Origin of the sequence: Candidatus Nanopelagicus abundans (assembly GCF_002288305.1) — a bacterium.
Taxonomy (GTDB): domain Bacteria; phylum Actinomycetota; class Actinomycetes; order Nanopelagicales; family Nanopelagicaceae; genus Nanopelagicus; species Nanopelagicus abundans.
In genome coordinates, this window is the sequence record NZ_CP016779.1 from 982,596 (window position 1) to 1,008,350 (window position 25,755).

Sequence of the window (25,755 nt, forward strand, 5' to 3'; positions counted from 1 at the left end):
TCATAACTACTTTATTTGGTAGTAGCTGGCTTAATTAAATTAGCTAGGACTGATTTAACCCAGGCAAGGGTTGAAGTATCCCCTATCTCTTCACTTTCTATCCAATTGGGGCTGCTTGGCCTTGCGACTAGCAGGATTTGTGATGCATTTTTATATATAGATCCTGGGTATAGCCGATTTAGTTTTATCGCAGCAGATTCCGCTAGGACAACTGGGGTTAGTCGAAGATTTTTTCCAGAAAATGCAATATCAGTTAGCCCTAGACTTTTTGCAAATAATCTCAGTGAGGCAACTGCTAATAATTCAAGAGCAGGTTGGGGTAGTGGGCCAAATCTGTCGGTCATCTCAATATTTATTTCATTTAGGCCATCATCATCTGATGCTTCAGCAAGTCTGCGATAGAGATCAAGTCGTAATCGCTCAGATTCAATGTATGAAACTGGTAAGTGGGCATTAATTGGTAACTCAACTTTGCAATCGGTATTTTTTGGTTTATCTTCAAAGTAACCACTCTTAAATTCATCAACTGCGTCAGCAACCATTCGCATATATAAATCAAAACCAACCTCAGCAATATGACCAGATTGTTCACCACCTAATAGATTTCCAGCACCTCTAATCTCTAAATCTTTTAATGCCACCGCCATACCAGCGCCTAAATCAGTGTTGGTTGCAATTGTGGTTAAGCGGTCATGGGCTAGTTCCGTAATTGGTTGATCAGTTGGGTAAAAAAAGTAGGCATATGCTCTCTCTCTACTTCTGCCAACTCGACCACGTAATTGATGGAGTTGAGATAAACCAAATAAATCTGATCGATCAACAATTAAGGTGTTAGCATTTGGAATATCGATACCACTTTCAATTATTGTTGTGCACAAAAGTAAATCAAACTCCCTGTTCCAAAAATCTAAAATAACGTCCTCAAGTAACCGCTCATTCATTTGTCCGTGGGCAATACCAATTTTTACCTCGGGCACTAATTTTCTAATTCGCTGCGCGACAGCTTCAATACTTTCAACTCGATTATGGATAAAAAATATCTGTCCATCTCTTAGTAACTCTCGATGAATTGCCGCTGCAACTTGTTTATCATCGTATGCTCCAACATATGTTAGGACTGGATGTCGCTCCTCCGGTGGTGTGGTGATGTTAGACATCTCTCTAATTCCAGTTATTGCCATCTCAAGAGTTCTAGGAATTGGAGTAGCTGACATAGCTAAAACATCTACATTTGTTCTTGCTTTCTTTAGCTCTTCTTTATGCTCAACTCCAAATCTTTGCTCCTCATCAACAACTAATAAGCCAAGATCGGCAAACTTTATATCTTTAGATAAAAGCCGATGAGTTCCAATTACTACATCAACTGAGCCATCTTTAAGTCCTGCAATAATTAATTTACTTTCATTTGCTGTATTAAATCTAGATAAAGCAGCAATCTTTACCGGAAAGCTGGCATAACGATTTGTAAATGTATTGAAGTGTTGCTGAACAAGTAATGTGGTTGGAACTAATACCGCTACCTGCTTACCATCTTGAACCGCTTTAAATGCCGCCCTTACTGCAATCTCAGTTTTTCCATAACCAACATCACCGCAAACAATTCGATCCATTGGATTTGGTTTTTCCATATCCCGCTTTACTTCATCGATAGTTGCCTGTTGATCAATTGTTTCAACAAAAGCAAAACTATCTTCTAGCTCTTTTTGCCAAGGTGTATCGGCTGAAAATGCAAAACCTGGCGCACTCATACGTGCGGCATATAATCTAATCAACTCTGCTGCTATTTGTTTAATTGCTTTACGCGCTTTGCGTTTACTGCTTTGCCAATCAGCGCCACCGATTCGGTGTAATGCTGGTGATTCACCACCAACATACTTTGTTACCTGTTCTAAAGTATCAGTTGGAACAAATAATTTATCAGCCGGTTGACCCCGTTTTGATGATGCGTACTCAATTACTAAATATTCTCTAGAAATATTATTAATATTTCGATTAATTAGCTCTACATACCTACCAACTCCATGTTGTTCATGGACCACATAATCACCAGATTTAAGTTGCATTGGATCAATCGCCTTCTTACGCCTAGAAGGCATTCGGGCTAAATCTTTATCTGTTGATCTTTGTCCAGATATATCTTTATCTGTAATTAAAACCAATTTATATTTTTCACTGATAAAGCCATGAGTAATATCAGAGCGATATAAATAAATTAAGTTAGTTTGGCTAGATTCTTTATCAACTTCAATTATTTCATTTGCTAAATCGGAAGAATTTAGTAATTCACTAAATCGCTTTAATGTGCCATTGGCAGCAGCGGTAAAAATGACTTGAAAGCCACTTTTTTGCCAGCTTTTAATATCAGAGAGTGCATTTTCATACTTTTTTCCGTAGCTACTAACCACATCAATAAATGTGATTTCTTCCTGCTCTGGCGTGCTGGAATATAGATTTAAATTCCGTATTTCAAGCCCAGCCTTGTTTGCAATCTGCTCAATTCTTACTAATTCATTAAATCCACCCATACCAAGTTGCGCAGTTAAATCAAGGGGTGGTGAGAGTTTCTCATTTTCACTCCAGGCAATATTTGACCAACTAGCAGCTAGAAACTCTTCGTTGGTAGTAATTAAATCTGCGGCCCGACTTCTAAGTCTTGGCTCATCTACAAACCAAATCTGAGTTTGTTTAGGTAGGTAATCAATGATTGTTTTAAACTCATCAACTAAGCCGGCGGCGAGAGATTCCATTCCTTCAAATGTTATTCCTTGGATGATCTTTTCAGTCATATCACTAATTTCTGGAAAAGTCTTTCCTAATTTTTTAGCATTCTCCTTAACCTTCTCATCTAGAAGAAGTTCTCGGCATGGATAAATTTTTATTTCACCGGTAATTTTTGTTAAAGATCTCTGATCAGCTACTGCAAAATATGAGATCTCCTCAATTTCATCACCAAAGAAATCTATTCGAATCGGGTGCTCTTGATCTGCCGGAAATAAATCTAAAATCCCACCTCTGACTGCAAAATCACCTCGCCGCTCAACTAAATCTGATCTAGTAAAACCAAATTGCGATAGCTGCCTAATTAGATCAAACATTACTAACTGTTGATTAACACTTATTTTTATTTGAGAAAGTTCTAGGTTATTAGCAATAATTGGTTGTAGTAATGCTCTAATTGAACAGGTAATAATTTTTATATCTTTACTAACGATTTGATTAAGTGCTTTAAATCTTAAAGTAACGGTATCTGCCTTAGGACTTAATCGCTCGTGCGGTAATGTCTCCCAGGCTGGAAAGTTAACAACATTTTCACTACCAATTAGTGAACAGATCTCAGCATTTAATTCCTGTGATGTTCTACTTGATGTAGTAACAATTAATAGTGGCGCAGGCGAGTTAGCGGCAAGTAGGCAGTGAATACTTGCAGGTGCCACCATATCCACTGATGTTGCTAAATAATTTCCAATTGGTGACTTCAGTTTGGATAATAGATTTAACATCACCACCCCTTCCTTCAATTAAACGCCGCATACCCCCGCTTCATAAATGAAGGGGGGTTACAGGGGTAATTCTAAGGCCGATATTTAGCCGTAAATGCCATAAAGATGTGCCAGAGCAATTGGGAATCTGTGATGATTACGCCATGAGTTCAACTGCTGATAACACAGATTTGCGTAATGATGTCCGCAGATTAGCCGACCTATTAGGTCAAACCTTAGCTAGGCAAGAAGGGGATGAATTACTCTCACTAGTTGAATCTGTTCGCTTGGCAGTTAGGCAGGGCGAGCAAGATCAAATTTTAAGTAAGTTAACTGATACTCAAACTATCTCTCTAGTAAGAGCATTTGGACACTTTTTTAATCTAGCAAATGTGGCTGAACAAGTTAACCGATCTAAAGTGTTAACTGATGAGAAAAATGCAACTGGTTCTTGGCTAAGTAGAGCTGTAGATAATATTTTAGCAGCGCAAAAAATAAGCAAAGATTTTGATCAAAAAGATCTTCAAACTTGGATAGATAACTTCTCAGTGCGCCCGGTATTCACCGCCCACCCAACGGAGGCAGCTCGTCGCTCCGTATTAGGAAAGATGACAACAATTTCTGAACTTCTTCAACAACCTGATAGCCAAACTCAAAGTAAGCGTCTTGCTGAAACTATTGATTTACTTTGGCAAACAGATGAACTTCGCTTAGGCCGGCCTGAACCATTAGATGAAGCGGTTAACTCAATTTATTACTTAAATGAGTTATTACAAGAGACTGTGCCAGAGGTTCTAGCTGAGTTCGCATCTGAAGTTAAAAGATTAGGAGTTGATCTCTCTCTTTCTGCTAAGCCACTTTCCTTTGGAACTTGGATAGGTGGGGACCGCGATGGCAATCCAAATATCACAGCTGATGTAACTAGATCTGCTATTTTGCTACAAAACTCGCACTTTACGAGAACTCTCTTGCTGCATCTAGATCAATTAGTGCAAGGCGTATCTATCTCAACAAAACTAACTGGAGTTTCAAAAGAGTTAGAAAAATCTGTATTAGATGATCTTGAAAAATTACCTGAGATTGAAAGTAGATATCGAAGAATTAATGCTGAAGAGCCATACCGAATAAAGGTAACTGCGATTAGGCATAAGTTACTCATCACCCAACAGCGCCATACTGATAATTCACCCCATGTTCCAGGCCGTGACTATAAAGATAGTGCTGAATTACTTAGTGATTTTGAAATTATGCGTAAATCATTAATGGCTAATAATGGTCAATTAATTGCGACCGGATTACTTGAGCGAATTACTAGAGCAATTGCTGCATTTGGATTAAGCCACGCAAAGATGGATATTAGAGAACATTCAGATGCTCATCATTACTTACTAAAACAATTATTTAATGATTCAAGTGCTGAGATAATTAATAAGGAATTAGAATCAACTAAAGTAATTGACTTAACTAAACTTGATGAGCAAGCAAATAAATGTCTTAAGACATTTGTTACTAGTGGTGAGTTAATTGATCAGTTTGGCCCAGAGGTTATTGAAAGCTACATAATTTCAATGACAAAATCTGCAAATGATGTTTTAGCTGCGGTCTTAATTGGTAAATTGGCGGGGCTAATATCACTAGATGCTAATAAATCATTTGCCAAGATCGGTTTTGTGCCGCTACTTGAAACTGTTGCAGAGCTGCGAGCGGCAGATCAGATATTAGATGGTTTACTAAATAATAAGAGTTATCGAAAGATTGTAATGATGCGTGGTCAGGTGCAGGAAGTAATGCTTGGTTACTCTGACTCAAATAAGGATGCTGGAATTACAACTAGCCAATGGGAGATCCATAAAGCCCAACGAAAACTTCGTGATGTTGCACATAAGCATGGTGTGAAGCTTCGGCTATTTCATGGTCGTGGTGGATCAGTTGGCCGTGGTGGTGGACCAACCTATGACGCATTAATCGCACTTCCTTGGGGATCAATTGATGGTCAGATAAAAATGACTGAACAAGGTGAGGTAATTTCAGATAAGTATGGCCTGCCAGCACTTGCTAAAGAAAACTTAGAGTTAACTCTAGCTGCAGCTTTAGAGGCAACAATATTAAATAGAAAACCACGCCAATCATCACAGGATTTAAATAGTTGGGATGAGTGCATGGATTTAATTAGTGAGCATGCATTTTCGGCATATCGAAAATTAGTTGATCAAGAAGAGCTACCTGCATATTTCTATGCCTCAACTCCTGTTGAACAACTTGGAAATATGTTTTTAGGTTCTAGGCCATCACGTCGCCCTGATGCAGCATCTGGTCTTGAATCCCTTAGGGCTATTCCTTGGGTATTTGGTTGGACCCAATCGCGCCAAATTGTGCCAGGTTGGTATGGGGTTGGTTCAGGCCTTAAAGCTGCAAGGTTGGCTGGTAAATCTGATCTACTACAAAAACTTTTAAAGGATTGGCATTTCTTTAGTACCTTCATTAGTAATGTTGAGATGACACTAGCTAAAACAGATTTAGCAATAGCCCACCGCTATGTAACAACCTTAGTTGATCCTTCCCTTCATAAAATATTTGATCAGATTAAGGCTGAATATGAGTTAACTGTTGCAGAGCTACTGCTTATGACAAATAAAACTGAAATTTTAGGAAATCAGCCAATCTTGGCTAGAACCTTACAAGTTAGAGATACATACCTAGCGCCGATTCAATTACTACAAATCTCTTTACTTAAGCGAGTAAGAGAACAAAAAGATATTGATCCATTACTAGCGCGGGCGCTACTACTGACAATTAATGGTGTGGCAGCTGGTCTTCGAAATACTGGCTGATTTAAGAATTAAAAGCTGTTTGCGCCTTATCAATTCCATTTAGTATTAAAGCGCTAATTGCCTGAGCGCTACGGCTTGTAAAACTATCAAGTTCTCCTCGCTCATCTTTACTAAATGCTTTTAAAACAAAATCTGCTGGATCTTGCTCACCCATCGGTCTTCCTATTCCCATTCTGATTCGGTAGTAATCAGCAGTTGAAAAGGATGCGGTAAGGGACTTAAGCCCATTATGTCCGTTATCGCCACCTCCTAGTTTTATTCGAAGGTTATTAAATGGCAGATCTAATTCATCATGGATTGCAATAATTTTGTCTATATCGATTTTATAAAAATCGGCTAAGGACTTAGCTGGGCCACCACTTTCATTCATATACCCAAGTGATTTAGCTAAAACTACACTTTGCCCATCTAATTTAATCTCAGATATCTGCATCCGAGATTTATGGGATGAAAACTTTTGATTTTCAGATAACTGATCTAAAACAAGTTGGCCAATATTATGTCGAGTTTTTTCATAGGTAGGCCCAGGATTACCTAAACCAATTACCAACCAACGATCAGCCATAAGTTAAGGCTAGTCCTTACTTACTTCTTCTTGTCCTTCTTATCATCTGTGCCAGCAGCAGGAGCTGCGGCAGCATCACCTTCAGCAGGAGCGGCAGCGGCTGCGGCATCACCTTCAGCAGGAGCTGCAGCAACAACTACAACCTCTTCCTCAGCAGCGCGAACAGATAGATGAATAACAGTCATCTTTGGATCACTTATTAATTTAATACCTTCTGGAATTACTACATCAGAGGCGTAACGAGAATCTCCAGCCATCATGCCTTCCATGCTTAGCATTAAGAATGCAGGAATGTTTGTTACATCTGCCTCAACCTCAATTGAGTTATTTGTGTGTTCCAAAATTCCATCTTGGTCATACTTACCTTCAGTGTGAACTGGAACAGAAACAATAACTTTCTCACCACGTCTAACAATTACTAAATCAATATGCTCTAGCAAACCTGTTAATGGATCACGGCTAACAGATTTAGGAAGTGTTAACTCTGTGTGATCATCTAATACAACATCAATTAGAACGTTTGAAGTTTTAAGTGCAATACCAAGCTCACGCGAAGGGAGCGCAACATGTTGTGGTTTCTCACCATGTCCATAAATTACTGCCGGAATAAATCCATCACGGCGAGATCTGCGGGATGCACCTTTGCCAAACTCAGTTCGACGTGCGCCCTTGATTGAAATTTCAGCCACTTTACTTCTCCCTCGATAACGGTTTTATCCCTCGCGGAACGAAGCGCTAGGTTAGCGAATAGATAGGTAAAAGGACAAATCAATGGTGCGCCCGCAGGGATTCGAACCCCGAACCTTCTGATCCGAAGTCAGATGCTCTATCCGTTGAGCTACGGGCGCAAGTTTGATCTATTAAAAAACTATTTTAACTGTGTCCATCAAAAAGACTAGTAACTGATCCATCTTCAAACACCTCTTTAATTGCTCGGGCTAGCAGTGGTGCAATTGAAAGAACTGTTAGGTTATCAAAGCGGTTTTCCTCAGATATTGGCAATGTATTTGTCACTACTACCTCAGAGACTCTAGATTTCTTTAATCTATCAACGGCTGGGCCTGAAAGCACGGCATGTGTTGCAGCAATGATTACATCCTTAGCACCCTCTTCAATTAACGCATCTACTGCTTTAGTTACGGTGCCAGCTGTGTCGATCATGTCATCAATAACAACGCAGGTCATACCTTTAACATCTCCAACAACTTTGCCAACTGTTGCCTCATTAGGAACCTTTGGATCACGGGTTTTATGGATAAATGCGATGCTGCAGCCGCCAAGTAATTCACTCCATCTCTCTGCTACTCTAACCCGGCCTGAGTCTGGGGAAACAATTACTAAATTCTTGCGATCAACTTTGCTACCAACATAATTTGTTAAAAGTGGAAGAGCAAATAAGTGATCAACTGGTCCATCAAAGAATCCTTGAATTTGAGAGGTGTGTAGATCTACACACATTAAGCGATCAGCTCCTGCTGTTTTAAAAAGATCTGCCATTAATCTTGCCGAGATTGGCTCACGACCTCGGTGTTTTTTATCTTGGCGGGCATAACCATAAAAGGGAAGGATTACAGTAATTCGTTTCGCAGATGCTCGCTTAAGTGCATCAACCATAATTAACTGCTCCATGATTTGTTTATTTACCGGAGCGCTATGACTTTGTAGTACAAATGCATCAGAGCCGCGAACACTTTCTTCGAATCTGATAAAAATTTCACCATTAGCAAAGTCATATGCTGATGTTGGTGTAATTGGGATACCTAACTCGTAGGCAACCTCATCTGCTAACTCTGGGTAAGCCCGGCCAGTAAATAAGCGCAAACTTTTCTCGGAGGCTAAGCGAATCTCATTCAGGTTAGCTTCCCCCTCACTGTGGTGAATCTAGGTTAACTCTACTAGAAATTAATCACTCTTTTGCACCAGCCTTTTTTGCTGCTGCAGCAGATTTGCTTCCTTTTCGTTTACGTAGCACCCAACCTAAGATATTTACTTGGCGAGAGCGTGCGATTGCAATCGCACCCGCTGGCACATCCTCATTGACCACAGAGCCGGCTGCGGTATAGGCGCCATCACCGATGCTTACTGGAGCCACCAGCATGGTGTCACTACCAATTCTTACATGATCACCAATCTCAGTTTGGTACTTATTTTCACCATCATAATTAACAAATATTGTGCCAGCACCAATATTGCTCTCTTCACCAATTTGAGCATCTCCCACATATGAAAGATGGGCAACCTTTGATCCTTGTCCAATAGTTGAATTTTTAATCTCAACAAAGGCGCCTACTTTACTTTCACTATCTAATACGCTGCCTTTGCGTAGGTATGTATATGGCCCGACCTTCGCATCTTTACCTATCTTTGAATCGGTGCAATTTGATTCAATTACCTTAGCCCCAGTATCTATTTGGCAAGAGTTAATTACTGAGCGTGGGCCAATAATGGCGCCAGATTTAATTTTACTATTACCGGTAATTGATGTGCCGGGATAAATTAAAACATCAGATTCAATAACAACATCGGCGTCAATCCAAGTAGTAGTTGGATCAATAATGCTTACCCCATTTAGCATATGCTGATGATTTATTCGATCACGCATAATTGCAGCGCATTCAGCTAATTGGCTTCGATCATTTATACCTAAAGTTTCGGTGTAATCATTGGAAAGGATTGCGTAAGCACTTTTTCCACTCTCATTAATTAAGCCAATTACATCAGTTAGGTATAGCTCCTTTTGGGAGTTATTACTCTTAAGGTTAGTAATTACCGAGCGGAGTAATTTAATATCAAATAAGTAGACTCCGGTATTAATCTCATCAATATCTTTTTCAGAATCTGAAGCATCTTTTTCTTCAATAATTTTTAAGATCACACCATCATCACCCCTAATTATCCGGCCGTATCCACTTGGATCAGGAAGTAGGGCAGTTAAGACTGAAGCTGGGCTCTCATTATCTTGATGGGCTTTTACAAATTCACTTAATGTTTGATTGGTAAGTAGCGGGGTGTCTCCGGCTAAAACTAGGACAGTGCCATCACCTTTATGTTCTGCTAAGGCGAGCGCGGTTGCAGATCCGGTACCATCTCGCTTTTCTTGCACTACACACTTTGCATTTGGCGCAATCTTTAACAGGTGCGCAGCTACCGCCTCTTTTTGGGCGCCGACTACCACGGTTAAATTTTTTGCAGAAAGTGGAGTAAGCGCTGCTAATAAATTCTGGATAACACTTCGACCAGCTATTTCATGTAATACCTTTGAGGTTTCAGATTTCATTCGCTTGCTATCACCGGCCGCTAGGACAATGACAAGTTCTAACTTACTCATCACTACCCCCTTTTTTCTTGGTGGCTCCGCCACCAGGTATCGATCCTGGACCCTGAGCTTCAAAGGCTCATGTGCTAGCCACTACACAATGGCGGAACCTGAATTATCCCTTATAACTGGTTAAATTAAAAACTTTCAATTATTCGAGCCCCCGCAACCGCTCCGCTTGCTCTAACAACTGATGAAATTACCCCACTACTACTTAATGCAACGGTTAAGTCCATTGCATGCTCTTCATCTTTTACTAAGAATGCAACTGTTGGACCTGAACCAGAGACGATTCCACCTAATGCGCCATAATCAAGACCAACATCTAAAACTAATCGAAGAGCTGGCCGTAGTGAGCAGGCAGCTGGTTGTAAATCATTTGATAACGATTTACCTAATGCTTTAGCATCCCCCGCTCTAAGTGCTTGCATTAAATGTTCACTAACTACTGGTGTTGAAATTGATAATCCCTCGCGCAAGCGATCACACTCTGCGTAAACAGATGGTGTGGCTAATCCTTGACCTGAAAGTGCAAGTACCCAGTTATAACTTCCTTTAAAAAGTGCTGGAGTTATTTGATCACCTCGCCCAGTTCCAATTGCTACTCCACCACATATTGAAAATGGCACATCAGTGCCTATTTTACTTCCAACCATCTCCATCTCATCCCTGGAAAGTCCTAACTCAAATAAAGAGTCAAGACCAACAATTACTCCAGCAGCATCTGCGCTGCCACCTGCCATACCGCCAGCAACTGGAATCTCTTTTTTTAATTTAATATTTATATCACTAGGCAGATCATAATTTTTAATCATTAATGTTGCGGCTTTAACTGCAAGGTTTGAGCTATCAGATGGCACACCAGTTGAAGTCTGCCCAGTAACTTGAATTGAAATACCATTATTTTCTGCCGCTGTTTCAACTGTTACATCATCAAAGAGTGAGATTGCTTGAAAGACCGTAGTAACTTCATGAAATCCATCAGTACCTAGTGGGCCAACTGCTAGTTGCAGATTGACCTTAGCTGGTACCCTGGCAATTACACCCCGTGATCTCATACCCTAGAGCGTATTGGTTAAGTATCTAATGGTGTGGAATTTTGCTTAACTAATTGTTTACCAATCTCTAAAAATTCTTTTACTGAGAGCGCCTCACCACGAATAGTTGGATCAATCCCAGCAGCCTCTAACAGGTTAACTGCATTTACTCCTAGCAACTGCGAAAGTGCTGATCGCATCATCTTGCGCCGCTTAGCAAATGCTTGATCAATGATGGTGAATGTGGCAACTCGTTGCACCTCATCCCCCAGTGGTGGATGGCGATCAAATCTAACTAAAGATGAATCAACATTTGGGATAGGCCAAAAAACTGATCGACTAACTGAAGCAGATAGCTCAAGTGTGCTCCACCAATTAGCTTTAACAGTAGGTGCGCCATACTGTTTATTATCAGGAAGAGCTGCCAATCGCTCTGCCACCTCAGTTTGTACCATCACTACGCCTTTAGTAATAGATGGAAAATATTCAAGAACATTAAGTAATACTGGAACTGAAATGTTATATGGAAGATTTGCTACTAAAACTGTTGGCTTAATATCTAAGTGCTTTAGAGTCATCGCATCTTCATTTATAACAATTAATTTTTCATTAGAAAAACCATTCTCAGTAACAGTAATTGGTAATTGATTAGCTAAGCGATTATCAATTTCAACTGCCACTACCTGCTTAGTTTGCTCAAGTAGGGCGAGCGTGAGTGAGCCTAAGCCAGGTCCTATTTCAAGTGCGATATCTGATTCACTTACTTGCGCTAACTTAACAATTTTTCGGCAGATGTTTGCATCAATTACAAAGTTTTGACCAAGCTTTTTTGTTGGCTTTAAATCAAGTTTTTCAGCAAGGGCTCTTATTTGCGCCGCCCCTAATAAATTCATCACTTAAAACTTTCCAAAAATACGCTCTGCATTTTCAGAGATGGCAGCTGCTAGATAATCAACTGATTCACCTCGCACATCTGCTAACACTCTTAAGGTGTTTGGTATTTGAGCTGGTGTGTTAAGTGATCCACGATTTGGCATGGGAGCTAAAAACGGTGAATCAGTCTCAACTAATATCTGATTAAGTGGCACAAGAGCTGCTGCTTGCCGAAGCTCTGGTGCATTTTTAAAAGTAACAGTTCCAGCAAAGGAAAGATAATACTTATTTGCAATACACTCTTTTGCCATTGCTACATCACCAGAAAAACAATGAAAAATTGTGTTACTAGGTGCACCTTCTTCAGCTAAAAGATCTAATACCGCTTGGTGTGAATCACGATCATGAATTACTAGCGCCTTATTGTGATCTTTAGCCATTTTTATGTGACGTTTAAATGAGTATTTTTGTTTTTCTTGCAGCGCCGGCTCTGTTCTAAAAAAATCAAGACCGGTTTCACCAATTGCTCTAACTCTTGGATTAGAAGCTAATCCTTGGATAATTGCTAAATCTTTTTCTAAGTCATCTACTACTGGCGCCTCATTTGGATGCAGCGCAACTGCTGCTAAAACTTGGCCAACAAAAGCTTCAGCGCACTTAACAGACCAAATTGATTGCTCAGCGGAGTAGCCAACCTGCACAACTCGATCAATACCAACTGAGGCAGCTTCATCTAATGTTTGCTTAATTAAAGGTGAATTAGCTTCACTGTTATGAATTAACTCAAGGTGGGCGTGAGTATCAACTGTCTTTGAATTAATTGGATCAGGAAGTGGTCCCGGCTTTCGATCAAGATCGCGATTATGACGATCTGCCATAAATTACTTAACCTCTTCTAGCCGTGGAAATAAAACTTCTGTTTTAGTTACTACGCTGCCAGCTGGTAATTGTCCCCAATTTGAAACCTTAGATATTTGTTGATCACCAATCGCACCTAATGATGATGCACCTAAACTTTGCCAAAGTTTTTCTGTCACCTCTGGCATAACTGGGTGAAGTAATACCGCTAGGGCGCGAAGTGATTCTGCGGTGTTATATAAAATTTCATCTAGCTGCGCTTTATTGGCAGCATCTTTAGCCACTACCCATGGTTGTTTAATTGTTACATAACCATTTACCTGCTTACAAAAATCCATTATTGCATTTATTCCGCCTTGAAAATCAAGTGCGCAAATAGCATCATCAGCGGTTTTAACTGTTTGAGTAAGGCTTTGAGCTAACTCATTATCTTTTGCCACCTGCGGAATTTTATTATCACAATACTTTTCAATCATCGCAATTAATCTAGACGCTAAGTTACCAAAATCATTTGCTAATTCGCTGGTGTATCTAGCCGCCATATCCTCCCAAGAAAATGAGCCATCAGAGCCAAATGGAATTGCTTTTAGAAAGTAATACCTAAATGCATCTACGCCAAAATCTTTGGTGATATCACTAGGGGCAATGCCAGTTAACTTACTCTTTGACATTTTTTCACCACCTACTAATAACCAACCATGGGCAAATACTTTTTTAGGAACAGCTACTCCTGCCGCCATTAACATTGCCGGCCAAATTATTGCGTGAAAGCGCAAAATATCTTTACCAACTAAGTGAACATCTGCTGGCCAAGTTTTAGCAAATTTTTTCCCACCTTCAGAATCAGGCTCATCACCTAATCCAACTGCGGTGGCATAATTTAGAAGAGCATCAAACCAAACATAAATAACTTGTTTTGTATCCCAAGGAACGGGAATGCCCCAATCAAATGTGGAACGTGAGATTGAAAGATCTCTAACCTCACCCTCTAAAAATGAAATAACCTCATTGCGAGCAGAAGCTGGCTCACATGCACCAGGATTTGATTTGTAGTGTTCAAGTAGTGGACCTACAAAGGCAGATAACTTAAAAAACCAATTATCTTCACTAAGCATCTCAACTGGCTTAGAGTGAATCTTGCACATACCTTTATCTAAATCACCAGGTAATTTAAACTCTTCACAGCCTATGCAATATGGGCCTTCAAATTTACCGGCATAAATATGGCCGGCATCTTTTAAGCCTTGCAAAAAGTTTTGTACCCGTATTGTGTGACGTTTCTCTGTGGTTCTAATAAAATCATCATTTGCGATATTTAAATCCTGCCAAACCGGCTTCCAGGCAGAATCCACTAATCTGTCACACCAATCTTGTGGTTTAGTGTTATTACTTTGCGCAGTATTTAAAACCTTTTGACCATGTTCATCGGTGCCAGTTAAAAACCAAACAGATTCACCGCGTTGGCGATGCCAACGGGTTAATACATCACCAGCAACAGTTGTGTATGCATGGCCAATATGCGGGGCATCATTTACATAATAAATAGGCGTAGTTAAATAAAAGGATTTATCAGCTGCCATGATCAGATCTTATCCTCACTTTTGTGGGTAACCATGGCATCAAATACAACTCGCTTTGAGACCGAATTCTCCTTAGCAACTAGTGCGATAGCACTCTTTCTACTCTCACCGCTCACTTCATGAGCTAGAACTAATTTAATTAAATCCTCAACTGAGAACTGCCTACTACTTGGATCAAATCCTTCAATTACAACTGTTATCTCACCTAAGATCTCTTTTGAATTTGCCCAAGTAATTAACTCTGAGATTGGTCCTCGCACTACCTCTTCATAATTCTTACTCATCTCTCGACATACTGCACCATTTCGATCTAATCCAAATGCACTACCAGCATCTGTTAGGGATTGAATTATTCGATGTGGTGCTTCAAAGAAAATAATTGTTCGCTCTTCCTGTCTAAGGTCGGTAAACCATTTAACTCTTGCACCACTAGTTCGAGGCGGGAAACCCTCAAAGCAGAATCGATCAGTAGGTAAGCCAGAAAGTAATAGCGCAGTAGTAACCGCACTTGGCCCAGGCAGTACTTTAATTTGAATCTTTTCAGCAAGTGCGGCTCTAATTAATCTATAACCAGGATCAGATATTGCTGGCACGCCAGCATCTGTTACTACCAAAATATCTTTTCCAGATTTTAGAATTAGGGATAACTCTTCAATTTTTTCATTCTCATTACCTTCAAAAAATGAAATTACTTTCGCGCTATGTTTAATTTCTAGATCTTGACATAATCTGGCAAATTTTCGAGAATCTTCAGCTGCAACAAACTCAGCATTTGATATCACCTGAATAAGGTGAGCGGAAGCATCGCGCACATCACCGATTGGTAGGCAGGCCAGAATTAACATTTGGTAATTCTCTCAGGTTATTTCACTTCCTGCTTTACAACAGGACTTAGGCTGTTGCTATGGATTTAGCCCTACTGCGCAGGATCTCACCAATTTCTGCAATCCTTACCTTTGCACTGAGCTTTCGGCTTTGGCGATTAGATACTCCAAAAGGTTATATTTTTGATGAAATTTACTATGCAAAAAATGCCTACTCTTTAATTTCTTCCGGGGTTGAATTAGATCAACAAGGAGGATCTGAATTTGTTGTTCACCCACCATTTGGAAAATGGTTAATTGGTATCGGTATAAAAATATTTGGCAACAACGAGTTTGGTTGGCGCAGTAGCTCAGCACTCTTTGGTAGCGCCTCTGTACTACTAATTTATTTAATTGCAAAGCGATTATTTAAATCAGAGTTTTTAGCTTTATCAGCAGCCTTATTAATGGCAGTAGATGGGCTTAGTTTAGTAATGTCTAGAGTTGCACTACTTGATATATTTTTAATGTTTTTTATACTGCTTACTTTTTATTTTTTATTAAAGGAAAATTATTGGTTAAGTGGTATGGCAATTGGACTTGGGCTATCAACAAAATGGAGTGCAGCTTTTTTAATTCCAATTTTACTTTTGCTTACTTTAAAGATTAAAGAAATAAATCTAAGCCAGATACTTAAAAGAGTTGTTCAATTTTTTTTCCTACCTATGGCTATCTATTTCACTTCCTGGATTGGTTGGTTTGTCAGTGATAAGGGCTGGGCGAGAAATTCTGGCTCAAATCCCATCTCATCCCTTTGGAATTATCATTTAGAAATTTTAAATTTTCACACAAATCTTGTTGAAAAACACTCCTACTCAGCAAATCCCTGGAGTTGGTTAGTTCTAGGCAGGCCTACCTCCTTTTACTATGAAAGTGGTGATAGCTGTGGGGCGGGGGAATGTGCGCAAGAGATTTTAGCTATGGGAACACCACTTCTTTGGTGGAGCGCAATTATTGCAGTTGCAATAACTATTGGTTTTTATATTAATACTTCAAATAGATCAGCTGAGATAGTTTTAGCAGGTTTTGCTGGCACATATTTACCTTGGTTTATTTATCAAGATCGAACTATGTTTTACTTCTATTCAATCACTATTCTGCCTTTTTTAATCTTGGCCTTAATTTATTGCTTTGACTTACTACTTAAATATGGTAATTATCAGAGAGTAATCATGTTATTCATCTTTGTGGTTGGTATTAACTTTGTTTATCTTCTACCTATTTATATTGGTATTGAAATTCCATATAGCCAGTGGCTAAGCCGAATGTGGCTGCCGAGTTGGATTTAAAACTTACTCATTTACTGCTTTTACCTCTTTGCTAACCTCGATTAAAGTTTCTTGATCAAAGAAATCATCATCTCGACCAGATAACGCCTTGATTAACTCCTGTTCAGCGCTCCATTGACCAGTTGTTGTTAAATCAATAATTCGCTTGCTAGGAATAGCTTTAGCAGCGGTGGTATAGACAGGTTTAGGAATAGTAGTTGGCTGCCAACCTTTTCTATCTTTTGGAACTACTACTACTCCAGTGATCTCTTCACGATCTGCAAATGGTACCCAATGTTCGTTAGAACTTTTTTCTTTAACTCGCTCTGGAATAACTGTAGTTGGGATCTTACTGTTAGTGATTCGCTCGAGTGCTTTAAGTCTGCGCATTTTAAGTTGTGAAGCGATAACCTGTTTTCGAACATTTACAAAATAAATAAGTATGCCAGTTAGTGGCACAAGAGTTGTTACCCAATCTAAAAATCCAATTACTGCGCATGTTAGAGAGAGTGCGTATAGTGAAAATAGTGAACCAAAAATTAGTCTACGTTTTAAGAAAATTTTATCTTTATCTTCAACTTTACTTTCACTTTTAATACTGCCATTACTTTCAGCAACTATTTGCATTGCATTTTTATAACGTTGGATAGCTTTACCTGAACTATCTTCATGTTTACTAAGCCACTGTGGCAGAAAATAAGCAGCCCACATGCCCATGATGATTAAATAGATAAAACCTGAACCCATAAAGACTAACGATAAATGTGAAACCTTAGTTTTAAGGGGAATTAGGTAGGTATGTCCTAATTTAATTTTATTTTATTACTGGGTTCTCTTTAACAAAAGTAACGTGATCGCGCCAATCCCCTGCAATATGAAGGTAGTTATTACGAGCACCTTCTAGTAAAAATCCTGCTTTTATTGCAACCTGCTTTGAGGCTTCATTCTCTGGTCGAAGATTAATTTCAATCCGGTGCAGGCGTAATTGCTCAAAGCCAAACTTAGTTAAGAGTTTAACCGCTCTTGTGGTGTAACCACGATTAGCGAATCGCTGATCAATCCAATAACCAATATGAGCTCCACGCATTGCACCAAAAATGATTCCACCTAATGTAATTTGGCCAATTAATACCTGATCTTTATTTTCATTTAACCAAACCCCTAGTGAAATTGAACGAAGTGCCCGCATCTCTCTATTTAATTGCATCACCATTCCATAATAGGAAGGTAGGGCAGATTTGTGATCGATATTTGGTCTAGTTGCCTCCCATGGGGATAACCAATCACGATTTACCGCGCGCACGCTATCCCATTGGGCTTTATCTCGAAATCTAATTGGCTTTAATAATAATTCACCATCAACTAGTTTTTTCAATTACTCACTCGATTTATCATTACTATTTCTACTAAATCTCCAGCGCTTAATTTTTTACTTTTTTCAGAAAGCGCAATCAAACAATCAGCATCAGAAATTGTTGCTAGTGACTCCTGGTTGGCAAGAGGTGTGACTTGACCCTCTGCGTTAAGTTTTGCTCTTACATAGGTGGCTTTATCAGAGTTTAAAACTAGTGCTTTACTTAATTTTACTTTTTTGTTTTGCCGGTGAATTTGAGTTCTTGCTAACATCTTTAAAATCATTGGCCGAATAAATATTTCAGTAGATAGATAATTTGCAATTGGATCCCCAGGTAATGTGATTACCGGTGTTTTATCTGGACCGATTAAGCCATAACTATGCTTGCCGCTCTCATTTAGATTCGGAGTTACTACTTTAATCTCACCTAACTGTGAGATTACTGATGTAATAAGGTCAAAAGATTCATCCTTTGATTCCCCGCTTATTACAATTAAATCTGATCGAACTAGTTGATCCTCAATTACAAGTTTTAATTGTTCAGCTGTTTCAGGGATTGTGTGAACTCGAAATGCATGTGCACCTGCTTCTCGCATAAATGTTGTTAAAAACCAAGAGTTACTTTCAAACTCATCATCGTCTTTTGCTAATTTGCTACCCGGTTCAACTAAATCATCACCGGCGCTAATTATTACTACCCGCGGGTGTGGTCTTGCAGGCAAGCGATCTAGGCCAAGGGATGCGGCAAGTGCAATCTGGGTGGAGCCAATTTGTTGTCCATTTTTTATCGCAAGTTGCTCATCTACTAATAGATCATTTGCCAAAGTTGCCCCGTGTGAATCAAGGAGTGGAAGATCTAGCGCAGCAAGTGGCTTAGCCAGCTCGAGTAGACGCTCCTGCAGCTGCTCAACGGTGAGAATTTCATCCATACCTAAACCCTACTTTGCCATCACCATAAATTAAGGTAAGGGGCATGGATAAGCAGCAAAATAAATCAGAGTTACGCAAGTTATATCGCCGCCAGCGGGCGGATCGATTTAATACTGAAAGTTGGCTGCATATTCTCTCTGCTTCAGAGTTAAAAAATGCAACAAATGTAGCTTCATATATCTCATATGAGTTTGAGCCAGAAACTAGTGATGTAAATCAAAGATTAATTGCAGATGGCAAGAAAGTATTCCTGCCAAGATTACTTGAAAATAATGATATCCAGTGGGTTAGTTGGAATGGATCATCTGAAAATCTAACAAAGGTTGAAAAGATCTACGAACCAATTGGAGATGCAGTAGAGGTTGAGTTAGATGTAATCATTTTACCCGCCCTACATGTTGATCGAATGGGTAATCGCCTCGGTCAAGGTGGTGGTTCATATGATCGCGCATTATCTAGAAGTAAGGCTTTTAAAATAGCACTACTTCATTATGGTGAGTTAACAAGTGAAATTTTACCCATTCAACCCCATGATGAAAAGATTGATGCTGCTGCAACTCCTGAAATTGTTGTTAGATTTTAATTTGTTAAAGTGTCAAGATTACGAGCCATCACAACTCGTTGAATCTGATTTGTACCCTCATAAATCTGAGTTAATTTAGCATCTCGCATCATTCGCTCAACTGGGTAATCACTTACATATCCATAGCCACCAAGAATTTGCACGGCGTCAGTTGTTACCTTCATTGCAACATCAGTTGCAAAACATTTACTAGCAGCTGAGAAGAAGGTTAAATCTTTTTCACCTCGCTCGCTCTTAACTGCTGCGGCATAGGTCAACTGTCGAGCTGCTTCAATCTGCATTGCCATATCTGCCAACATAAATTGAATTCCTTGGAAATCAAAGATTGGTTTACCAAATTGTTGACGCTCATGGGCATATTTTTTTGCAATATCTAAAGCACCTTGGGCAATTCCAAGTGCTTGCGCCGCAATAGTAATTCGAGTGTGATCTAAAGTTTTCATTGCAAGGGAAAATCCACTTCCAACTTCACCTAACCTGCGATCATCACTAATTTTTACATTATCAAAGTAAACCTCACGCGTTGGTGATCCTCGAAAGCCCATCTTTTTTTCATGAGCTCCAAATGAAACACCTGCATCTGATTTTTCAACAATAAAAGCAGAAATTCCTTTTGCGCCTTTACTTAAATCAGTTGAGGCTAGAACGGTGTAAAACTCTGAAACACCTGCATTTGAAATCCATTTTTTACTGCCGGATAAAATCCAACTATCACCATCTTTTGTCGCTTTAGTTTTCATTGCAGCCGCATCTGAACCAGCCTCTGATTCAGATAAGCAATAAGAGAAGCCTTTACCATCTGCTAGTTGAGTTAAGTATTTTTTCTTTTGCTCTTCATTTCCAGCAATCATTAATGGAACTGAACCTAATTTATTAACTGCAGGAATTAAAGATGATGCACCACAAACTCTTGCCACTTCTTCAATAATTATTACAGCAGCTAATGCATCCGCTCCCTGGCCGCCATATTCAACTGGCACATGCGCAGCAGCTAAGCCAGCTGCTTGCAAAGCATCTGCTGCTTCTTGTGGGTAACGTGAGTTTTCATCAACGTCATGAGCAAATGGTGCAATCTTTTTTTGAGCAAGGCCATTAACACTCTCGCGTAATGATTGGTACTCATCACCAAATAATGCAGCCATATCTGAATTCATTGACATAGGGTAATTCTATTGTGATAAATCGCGCCGATTTAACTGCGCTAAATAACGGTTGTATTGAGCAAGTTCATCATCTTCACCCATAGCAGCAGCCCGATCAGCCGCCCGATCAATCCGGTTCGCCTCTTTTTTATCCGCCCGCTGCCACTGCATAAATGTTGCAAGTAAGGCGAGCAAAATTGGAATCTCACCCATGGCCCATCCAATTGAGCCCCCTAGTTTTTGATCTGCTAATAGATCAGTAGCCCAAGGCCGCTCTAGTAACGCAAAGAATCCATTATCAAGCAGAGTAGTGGCTGACATAACTGAGATTGAGAAGAAGGCGTGAATACTCATTGCTGCAAAAATAATTATGATCTTTACAAGGTGTGGAATTTTATTTGGCATTGGATCAATACCAATTAGTACTTGGAAGAATAGTATTCCGGCGAGTAAAAAATGAAGTGACATAAAGAAGTGACCACTGTGACCTTGCATTAAGTTTCCAAATAGTGGTGTGAAATAAAGTGCAAATAATGAGCCATCAAATATGGCTAATGCCACAACTGGGTTGGTATAGATACGCGATAATTTAGAATGCAAAATTGCAATAAACGCACCTCGCACGCCCCATTCTTCTTTATTTCTTGCTTGCGGCAAAGTACGAAGAGCTAAAGTAATTGGAGCACCTAACACAATTCCAATCGGTGCGATCATGCCAAGCACCATGTGCGCCATCATGTGATTAGCAAAAGCAAAACGTGAATAAACACCTAGTCCGCCACTTGTTGCAAAATCAACTGCGCTAATCCCAATTGCAAATGCAAGAGTTCGCCCAATTGGCCACTTAACACCACGCCTACTTAGAATTAATACACCTTTTATATAAAGTGCTACTGCAAATATAAGAAGTGCAAGCATTAAACCATCAGCATCATATGCAAGTAGTACGCGGGTTAAATTTGGCGCCTCTGGCATAGCGATACCAGTAATTAGTATTGCCGGCGTTGACTCAACTACTCGGTTAGGTGGAGCAACAGTTGATAGCCAACTACCAACAAATATAGTTGCAAACATAATCGCAATTTCTGCAGTAATTAATCTAAAAATGGAAGGAAAATCAGATTTAATAATCCACCTGCGGTGTAATGCACCAAATCCAACAAGTGTTACTGCTAAAGATATTTTAAGTAATGTAATTGCGCCATACTTACTTTGCCAAGCTTCGATGCTGTCTAATCTAGTCCAAGCTGTTGCAGCACCAGTTATCACCACGGTTATTGCACTCCACAGCGCTAATTCACTAAATCTAGGCAGTGCAATTAGTTTTTGCTCCTTACTTAATTGCGTTAAACCAAATAAACCGCCAACCCAAAAAGATAAAGCAATTACATGAATTACTAGGGCACCGATTGCCAGGCCATGTCGGCCTGATGAGCTACCGTGACTTTGAAAAACTGGCGCCACAATTGCAATGAGTGCTATTAATAAACCTAGATAGGTAGTAATTACTCTGCGTAGGGCAACACTTAATAAGAGAATAATTCCGATTATTTGAACTATATAACTCTTACCGATTGCAGTCTGAGTTAGATAAGAGCGAATTACTGTTAGATCAAATGATGATGCCAATGGTTGCTGAAGTAAATAAGAGATTTGTATCAAAATAAACGCAAAAGTTGTAAGTAGCCAAGTTAAAAGAAAGGCCTTGGTTTTCTTAACCAGTTTTATATTAGTAATACCACCTTTTATATCTGAATCTAGAAAACTAAGCGTTAGTAATAAACCAATACTTAATACTCCCGTTAGCTGCATTAAGCCTTTACTTATTGGCGATAAAATCTCTATCAATTAATCACTCACCTATTTTAGGAATTTCCTACTATTACTCTTTCGGATAGGTGGCTTTCTAACTTTTGCTGGTGCTTTAAATGTTTGCTTTGCATACCTTGATAAAAATATTAAAACAATAAATGCAAAAATTAGAAGGGCAATCACAAATATATCGGTAGTGCGGTTTGCAGTTGGAGTATTAACCTCACTCTGAGATGGTGATGGGGTTGCTAGAGTCATTTCAGCTGGTGCGTTATAAAGAAAAGTAAAACTGCTAACAGTTGGCACGTCTGCAATTGCCATTATTGTGTAAGAGACTGTGTAAAGTCCTGAAACAGTTAGTGGCTTTAAGCCAACCATTAAAACTTGTCCTTGAATTTGTACAGACCCATCATCTACTCGCACACCATTTGGATCAGTAACAGTCATTTCATTAGCCACATCTGAAAGTTCAGCGCTTGCTTTTATGGTAACTGCAGTTGGCGCAACACTTAATACAGAACCGGCAGTAGGTGATGTACTCACAATTGAAGTTGAAAAAGCTGGTGCGATTGAAATAACAGAAAACATCAAGGCGGTAAGTAATTGAAATCCCCGCTTCATTTCGCTACCCCTCATCTTCAGTTAGCCCTTATCTTCCCACCTGCTTAAGATTATCTCCTATGCCAACCTATGAGTACCTGTGTAATAAATGTGAGCATGCTTTCGAAGTAGTCCAGTCATTTACTGAGGCTGCTATCGAGGTTTGCCCAAAATGTAGCGGTGAGGTTCGTAAGGTATATAACAATGTTGGGGTTGTCTTTAAAGGTAGTGGATTTTACAAAACAGATTCAAGGTCATCACCAGTTACAAAAAGTGAGAAGCCTGCTGATAAAACTGAAAGTAAGCCAGAGAAAAAAGTTGAAAAGAAGGTAGTGCCAAAAACTGAGAATTAATTGTGATGAGGTGGTTTATCTTGTTTAATCTCATCATCTCGACGGGTATCAATTTCTAGATCAACTTCATCACTAGTTATCTTAGGTAAAAGCGGGTGATTAACTTCACCTGATACCAAATCAGTAATTTTTTTTGATTCTTTATCTCTATTCATTAGAATATGAGTCTACCTAACACTTGTGTAAAATTGATGAAAAGGTGATCATGTTTGAGAAATTAGGCTCAGCTATCGTGCGCCGTAAGAAATTTATTTTTGCATTGTTTGTGGCAGCAATAATCGCCTCTGGAGGAATTGGTTCAGCCGTCTTTGGAAAGTTAGAAAGCGGTGGCTACTCAGACTTAAATAGTGATTCAGCCAAAGCCTTTGAATATTTAACTGATGTTTTTAAAGTAAAAGAGCCAGTCGTTGTCCTAGTAGTTGAAACAAAAAATGGATTAACAAATCCTGAATCAGTAGCAGCAGCGACAAAACTTGAAAAGGAAATTAAATCTATTCCAGGGGTTGAATCAACTCTTTCTTACTGGTCCGCAGGGGGTGCGCCATCGCTTAAAAGCAGTGATGGAAATTCAGCATTCCTTTTTATCTATAGCAAGAGTGTTGAATGGGAAGCTATTGAAAGCTTGGGTGAGCAAGTTGGAAAAAAATATGATGGTAATTATGAAAATTTAAGAATTTATGCCAGCGGAACTGGTGTATTTGCTAGTGCTATTAATAAAAAAATTGCTGATGATATAAAGCTCTCTGAAGCTATTTCAATTCCGTTAACCTTTATTTTATTAGTATTTGTGTTCGGAGGCCTTGTCGCAAGTGGTATGCCCCTATTGGTGGGAGTATCAGCGATTCTAGGTTCATTCTTAGTTATGTACTTATTAACTCTTTTTACTGGTGTAAGTATCTTTGCATTAAACCTAATTACCGGACTAGGCCTTGGATTAGGCATCGATTACTCACTTCTAATCGTTAATAGATTCCGAGAAGAATTACATACTGGTAAATCAGTAGATGAAGCAATCAAGCGAACAGTAAGCACTGCTGGTAAAACTGTGTTTTATTCAGGATTAACAATTGTAATTACGTTGGCTTCACTGATGCTATTCCCACTTATGTTTTTAAAATCATTTGGTTATGCCGGCGTAACTGTTGTAATAATGGCCGTGTTAGGTTCACTTGTTGCACTACCAGCGCTGTTAGCAATCTTAGGAAAGAATATTGATAAAGCGGTTATACGTAAGAGTGCAATAACCCCTAAAGAAGATGGTAGATGGGCACAGACTGCTCGTTTTGTTATGCGCAGGCCTTTAGCAGTTGTGGTTTTATCTCTAGTTTTTCTTTCTATATTGGCTGCGCCAATTAAGAATATTGTTTTCTCACAAGTTGATTCAAGAGTTTTACCTGCTAATAATCCAGCGGCATTTGCCTCAAAAATTATTTCAGATCGTTTTCCAGGACAAGAAGGAAATCCAGTTGAAATTGTTATACCAAAGGGTGCGTTAGTTCAGCCAGAGGTAACTAAGTATATTTCTGAAGTCGCTAAAGTAGATGGTATTGTCCGAGTCTCACCACCACAAATTTTTGGTGATGATCTACGCATTACCGCAGTACATTCAATGCCGCCAAGAACATTAAAAGGTGAATCACTTATTAAAGATATCCGCGAAATAAAATCACCAGAGGGAACATTAATTGGCGGAATTGCTGCAGATTATGCAGACACTCAAATTGGTATTGCAAAAACTATGCCATGGGCACTAACTTGGATCGCAATAGGTGTTTTAATTTTATTATTTGTATTTACTGGATCAATTATCTTGCCAATTAAAGCTGTAATCTTAAATATTTTATCCCTCGCCGCTACTTTAGGAGCCATCACCTGGATATTTGTTGATGGGCATTTGCGATGGCTAGTTGGTGATTTCACCGTTACTGGCGCAGTTGATACTGGCTCAATTATCTTAGTAGCAGTTGTGGCCTTCGGATTATCGATGGACTATGAGTTGTTTTTACTATCTCGAATTAAAGAGGAGCATGACGCTGGTAAATCAAACATTGAGTCGGTAGCAATTGGCTTACAGCGCTCAGCGCGAATTATTACTGCAGCAGCTGGATTACTAGCAATTGTTTTTGCTTCTTTCATGATAAGTGGTGTTACCTCAATTAAAATGCTTGGCTTTGGTGTGGCATTTGCAATACTTTTAGATGCAACATTAGTTCGCGCTCTTTTGGTGCCAGCGTTAATGAGATTATTTGGTGAGCGTAATTGGTGGGCACCTAAATCTATGAAACGTTTTACAATTAATCACTAACTTATT

Annotated in this window: 22 protein-coding genes and 2 tRNA genes; 5 read left to right on the forward strand and 19 right to left on the reverse strand. The window is 39.3% G+C overall.

Features of this window, described 5'->3' with window-relative positions:
* Nucleotides 1-11 precede the first annotated feature (11 nt).
* A complete protein-coding gene (gene mfd, locus B1sIIB91_RS05095; RefSeq protein WP_095688515.1) occupies nt 12-3,500 on the reverse strand; it encodes a transcription-repair coupling factor in 3,489 nt (1,162 codons plus the stop codon).
* A 143-nt stretch (nt 3,501-3,643) separates the two neighbouring features.
* On the opposite strand from mfd, the gene ppc reads away from it, so the two are divergent.
* Entirely contained in the window at nt 3,644-6,310 is a 2,667-nt protein-coding gene (gene ppc / locus B1sIIB91_RS05100; protein WP_095688693.1) for a phosphoenolpyruvate carboxylase, read from the forward strand.
* Nucleotide 6,311: 1 nt separating this feature from the next.
* Here the strand turns inward: ppc and pth are convergent, their stop codons facing one another.
* The 11 genes from pth to rsmI all read right to left on the reverse strand — a co-directional run bounded on the left by pth (nt 6,312) and on the right by rsmI (nt 15,384).
* On the reverse strand, nt 6,312-6,875 hold the full coding sequence (gene pth / locus B1sIIB91_RS05105; protein WP_095688516.1) for an aminoacyl-tRNA hydrolase: 564 nt from the start codon (nt 6,873-6,875) through the stop codon (nt 6,312-6,314).
* A gap of 20 nt (nt 6,876-6,895) precedes the next feature.
* The gene (locus B1sIIB91_RS05110; RefSeq protein WP_095688517.1) at nt 6,896-7,564 is read right to left on the reverse strand and encodes a 50S ribosomal protein L25/general stress protein Ctc; all 669 of its coding nucleotides are present in this window, start codon (nt 7,562-7,564) and stop codon (nt 6,896-6,898) included.
* 83 nt (nt 7,565-7,647) lie between these two features.
* Nucleotides 7,648-7,723: transfer RNA gene (locus tag B1sIIB91_RS05115), tRNA-Arg, on the reverse strand.
* 25 nt (nt 7,724-7,748) lie between these two features.
* Nucleotides 7,749-8,729, reverse strand: coding sequence for a ribose-phosphate diphosphokinase (locus tag B1sIIB91_RS05120; protein WP_026371326.1), 981 nt, complete (start codon nt 8,727-8,729; stop codon nt 7,749-7,751).
* A gap of 52 nt (nt 8,730-8,781) precedes the next feature.
* On the reverse strand, nt 8,782-10,203 hold the full coding sequence (gene glmU, locus B1sIIB91_RS05125; RefSeq protein WP_095688518.1) for a bifunctional UDP-N-acetylglucosamine diphosphorylase/glucosamine-1-phosphate N-acetyltransferase GlmU: 1,422 nt from the start codon (nt 10,201-10,203) through the stop codon (nt 8,782-8,784).
* Nucleotides 10,204-10,224: 21 nt separating this feature from the next.
* Nucleotides 10,225-10,299: transfer RNA gene (locus tag B1sIIB91_RS05130), tRNA-Gln, on the reverse strand.
* A 29-nt stretch (nt 10,300-10,328) separates the two neighbouring features.
* On the reverse strand, nt 10,329-11,249 hold the full coding sequence (locus B1sIIB91_RS05135; RefSeq protein WP_095688519.1) for a 4-(cytidine 5'-diphospho)-2-C-methyl-D-erythritol kinase: 921 nt from the start codon (nt 11,247-11,249) through the stop codon (nt 10,329-10,331).
* A gap of 17 nt (nt 11,250-11,266) precedes the next feature.
* Nucleotides 11,267-12,121, reverse strand: a complete 855-nt coding sequence (gene rsmA, locus B1sIIB91_RS05140; RefSeq protein ID WP_049798947.1) for a 16S rRNA (adenine(1518)-N(6)/adenine(1519)-N(6))-dimethyltransferase RsmA — start codon at nt 12,119-12,121, stop codon at nt 11,267-11,269.
* Nucleotides 12,122-12,124: 3 nt separating this feature from the next.
* Nucleotides 12,125-12,979: a TatD family hydrolase gene (locus B1sIIB91_RS05145; protein ID WP_095688520.1), complete on the reverse strand. Its 855-nt coding sequence runs from the start codon at nt 12,977-12,979 to the stop codon at nt 12,125-12,127.
* A 3-nt stretch (nt 12,980-12,982) separates the two neighbouring features.
* Nucleotides 12,983-14,539, reverse strand: coding sequence for a methionine--tRNA ligase (metG, locus tag B1sIIB91_RS05150; protein ID WP_095688521.1), 1,557 nt, complete (start codon nt 14,537-14,539; stop codon nt 12,983-12,985).
* Between the two features lie 2 nt (nt 14,540-14,541).
* Nucleotides 14,542-15,384 carry a 16S rRNA (cytidine(1402)-2'-O)-methyltransferase gene (rsmI, locus tag B1sIIB91_RS05155; RefSeq protein ID WP_095688522.1) on the reverse strand — a complete coding sequence of 281 codons (843 nt, stop codon included), beginning with the start codon at nt 15,382-15,384 and terminating at the stop codon, nt 14,542-14,544.
* 59 nt (nt 15,385-15,443) lie between these two features.
* On the opposite strand from rsmI, the gene B1sIIB91_RS05160 reads away from it, so the two are divergent.
* Nucleotides 15,444-16,691 (forward strand): dolichyl-phosphate-mannose--protein mannosyltransferase, encoded by a 1,248-nt coding sequence (locus tag B1sIIB91_RS05160; protein ID WP_095688523.1) that lies wholly within the window; start codon nt 15,444-15,446, stop codon nt 16,689-16,691.
* A 3-nt stretch (nt 16,692-16,694) separates the two neighbouring features.
* Here B1sIIB91_RS05160 and B1sIIB91_RS05165 read toward each other — a convergent pair whose 3' ends face one another.
* From B1sIIB91_RS05165 to B1sIIB91_RS05175, 3 genes are all read right to left on the reverse strand, one after another.
* Nucleotides 16,695-17,417 carry a hypothetical protein gene (locus B1sIIB91_RS05165; RefSeq protein ID WP_095688524.1) on the reverse strand — a complete coding sequence of 241 codons (723 nt, stop codon included), beginning with the start codon at nt 17,415-17,417 and terminating at the stop codon, nt 16,695-16,697.
* 67 nt (nt 17,418-17,484) lie between these two features.
* A complete protein-coding gene (locus B1sIIB91_RS05170) occupies nt 17,485-18,045 on the reverse strand; it encodes a GNAT family N-acetyltransferase (protein WP_095688525.1) in 561 nt (186 codons plus the stop codon).
* Nucleotides 18,042-18,953 carry a molybdopterin-binding protein gene (locus tag B1sIIB91_RS05175; RefSeq protein WP_095688526.1) on the reverse strand — a complete coding sequence of 304 codons (912 nt, stop codon included), beginning with the start codon at nt 18,951-18,953 and terminating at the stop codon, nt 18,042-18,044. Before B1sIIB91_RS05175 ends, B1sIIB91_RS05170 begins: the two co-directional genes overlap by 4 nt.
* Nucleotides 18,954-18,997: 44 nt before the next feature.
* Between B1sIIB91_RS05175 and B1sIIB91_RS05180 the strand changes: the two genes are divergently transcribed.
* Nucleotides 18,998-19,537, forward strand: a complete 540-nt coding sequence (locus tag B1sIIB91_RS05180; protein ID WP_018226959.1) for a 5-formyltetrahydrofolate cyclo-ligase — start codon at nt 18,998-19,000, stop codon at nt 19,535-19,537.
* On the opposite strand, the gene B1sIIB91_RS05185 is transcribed toward B1sIIB91_RS05180, so the two are convergent.
* The 3 genes from B1sIIB91_RS05185 to B1sIIB91_RS05195 are packed head-to-tail and all read right to left on the reverse strand — an operon-like array spanning nt 19,534 to nt 23,112.
* Nucleotides 19,534-20,697 (reverse strand): acyl-CoA dehydrogenase family protein, encoded by a 1,164-nt coding sequence (locus B1sIIB91_RS05185; RefSeq protein WP_190279168.1) that lies wholly within the window; start codon nt 20,695-20,697, stop codon nt 19,534-19,536. The genes B1sIIB91_RS05180 and B1sIIB91_RS05185 overlap by 4 nt on opposite strands.
* A 9-nt stretch (nt 20,698-20,706) precedes the next feature.
* The gene (locus B1sIIB91_RS05190) at nt 20,707-22,527 is read right to left on the reverse strand and encodes a bifunctional copper resistance protein CopD/cytochrome c oxidase assembly protein (RefSeq protein WP_223298591.1); all 1,821 of its coding nucleotides are present in this window, start codon (nt 22,525-22,527) and stop codon (nt 20,707-20,709) included.
* A gap of 12 nt (nt 22,528-22,539) precedes the next feature.
* Complete coding sequence (locus B1sIIB91_RS05195; RefSeq protein WP_223298592.1) at nt 22,540-23,112, reverse strand: copper resistance CopC family protein; 573 nt, start codon at nt 23,110-23,112, stop codon at nt 22,540-22,542.
* A 59-nt stretch (nt 23,113-23,171) separates the two neighbouring features.
* On the opposite strand from B1sIIB91_RS05195, the gene B1sIIB91_RS05200 reads away from it, so the two are divergent.
* A complete protein-coding gene (locus tag B1sIIB91_RS05200) occupies nt 23,172-23,444 on the forward strand; it encodes an FmdB family zinc ribbon protein (protein ID WP_018226792.1) in 273 nt (90 codons plus the stop codon).
* Here the strand turns inward: B1sIIB91_RS05200 and B1sIIB91_RS06080 are convergent.
* A complete protein-coding gene (locus B1sIIB91_RS06080) occupies nt 23,441-23,599 on the reverse strand; it encodes a hypothetical protein (RefSeq protein WP_190279169.1) in 159 nt (52 codons plus the stop codon). The two genes, B1sIIB91_RS05200 and B1sIIB91_RS06080, sit on opposite strands and share 4 nt — an antisense overlap.
* Before the next feature lie 50 nt (nt 23,600-23,649).
* On the opposite strand from B1sIIB91_RS06080, the gene B1sIIB91_RS05205 reads away from it, so the two are divergent.
* Complete coding sequence (locus tag B1sIIB91_RS05205; RefSeq protein ID WP_095688527.1) at nt 23,650-25,749, forward strand: MMPL family transporter; 2,100 nt, start codon at nt 23,650-23,652, stop codon at nt 25,747-25,749.
* Nucleotides 25,750-25,755 lie beyond the last annotated feature (6 nt).